Origin of the sequence: Pseudomonas avellanae BPIC 631, assembly GCF_000444135.1 — a bacterium.
GTDB classification, from domain to species: Bacteria; Pseudomonadota; Gammaproteobacteria; order Pseudomonadales; family Pseudomonadaceae; genus Aquipseudomonas; species Aquipseudomonas avellanae.
The window spans coordinates 1-1,520 of record NZ_ATDK01000490.1; the positions used below are offsets into that span (position 1 = coordinate 1).

1 protein-coding gene and 1 pseudogene are annotated in these 1,520 nt (G+C 42.7%); both read right to left on the reverse strand.

All coding sequences use genetic code 11. From position 1 onward, the window contains the following. Positions 1-97 precede the first annotated feature (97 nt). Positions 98-658 (reverse strand): annotated as a pseudogene (locus DW49_RS1000000133835) (dTDP-4-dehydrorhamnose 3,5-epimerase); the annotation flags it as partial. 114 nt (positions 659-772) lie between these two features. Beyond that, positions 773-1,054, reverse strand: a complete 282-nt coding sequence (locus DW49_RS1000000133840; RefSeq protein WP_229687581.1) for a dTDP-4-dehydrorhamnose 3,5-epimerase family protein — start codon at positions 1,052-1,054, stop codon at positions 773-775. Positions 1,055-1,520: the final 466 nt, after the last annotated feature.

The window sequence follows — 1,520 nt, forward strand, 5'->3', positions numbered from 1 at the left end:
TTTTCGAAATAAGTTACCCATAACCTGCAAGCTAAGCTATTGATAAGATTTGAATTTTCCGTTAGTTGGTGGCTGATTTTTTCGAAAACAGTACACTAGGTTCATTCTCGTCAGCAAAAATCTCGTGCTCGCAGCGAAGGTAGATGTCCAGCGTACTTCTTATGCAGTAGGCGATGCCTTGTTCTATTGTAATATTGACCCTGGGGTCACAAATCAACGTGTGATGTGCGACCTGTCCGAACGTGTCTGAATCATTTCGAAGATCAATAAAACTCAACTCAATCTCTGCACCTTCGTTATTTAAAAAGGTGTATATTTTTCTAGTTCGGGCATGCCAATGATACGCACTTAATTCAGCGGAATTCGCTTTAAGCAGCAGAACATCAGCGACGCAAGCATGAGTATTAGGCACCAGAGTAAACGACTTCCCCCCTGTGAAAGCGTAATGATTACGCTTGGCCTTGACGCCCGGGATTTCGAATTTTTCAATAATAAGCTCTACTGCGCGATTGTCATCTGCCCAATGCTTGGGCTCAAGCATTACAAATTTTTGCGAGCCCGCAATTTGCACAGAAAAACGCGCAAGGTACGATTTAGGGTTCTCTAGAAGTGACTGAGAAATTTCCGACAAAAATATATGCGCCTTGTCGGGTAGCATGTGCCTATTAGGTCTTACAATTGGAAATGCATTTAGCTTAGAGGAGCGAGCAACTGAGACTAGGTCATTATCAAGATTCCAAGCCGGGTTGTCATGATCCACATACCAAACAGGTTAGTCTCGGGTCACGATACCTTCGAGATTATCAAATGTATGTGCCACACCTCTTGGTATTACAAGGCGTCTTTCTAAGGAAGGCTTGAAACGCAAACGAACGATTTGATGAAGGGTGGCGCTCCCCTCTCTGCAATCTACAAAAAAAACATCAATTTGAGTTCTTGAATCGCCCATGAAAGTGAGTCGATCATCTTGGCCAACATGAATTCCATAAGTGGAATAATGGAAGTCTTTTTCATGAGTGACAAAATCTGAAATTAGTGGTCCGGGGCTGGACATCAGTTTTTTGCTGACCCCCCCCCGGACAGCGCAGTGCCTGCGGTCAAGTTGGCTTCGAACCTCAAGCCAGAGATCGAAAAATCCAAAGAAATGCTATTGTCTTCAATTTTTCTAAACATAGATCCCTCTCGCATTAGGCTTTTTAATCGTCAAGATTAAAAAGCTGCCTATCCTGGCTATGTCAGTATTTGCGGCTGAGCAAATGATATTTATTTGTCGCTCAATGTCTGTTTTTTGCGACACTTCAGATATTGAGCAGGCAAGAACCTCAAGTCAATAGGGAGATTTTATTTATTTTTTAACCAACCGACATTGCCTCATTTTTGTGCATGCCCTCCACGTTGGTGCACAAGGTGGGGCAGATGATTCACTCATTGATTCCAAAGGCCGCTAGTGTACTGTTTTCGAAATAAGTTACCCATAACCTGCAAGCTAAGCTATTGATAAGATTTGAATTTTCCGTTAG

Coding starts and splice junctions, on each gene's coding strand:
- DW49_RS1000000133840 (WP_229687581.1), bottom strand. CDS start 1,054: ATGTCCAGCCCCGGACCACTAATTTCAGATTTTGTCACTCATGAAAAA.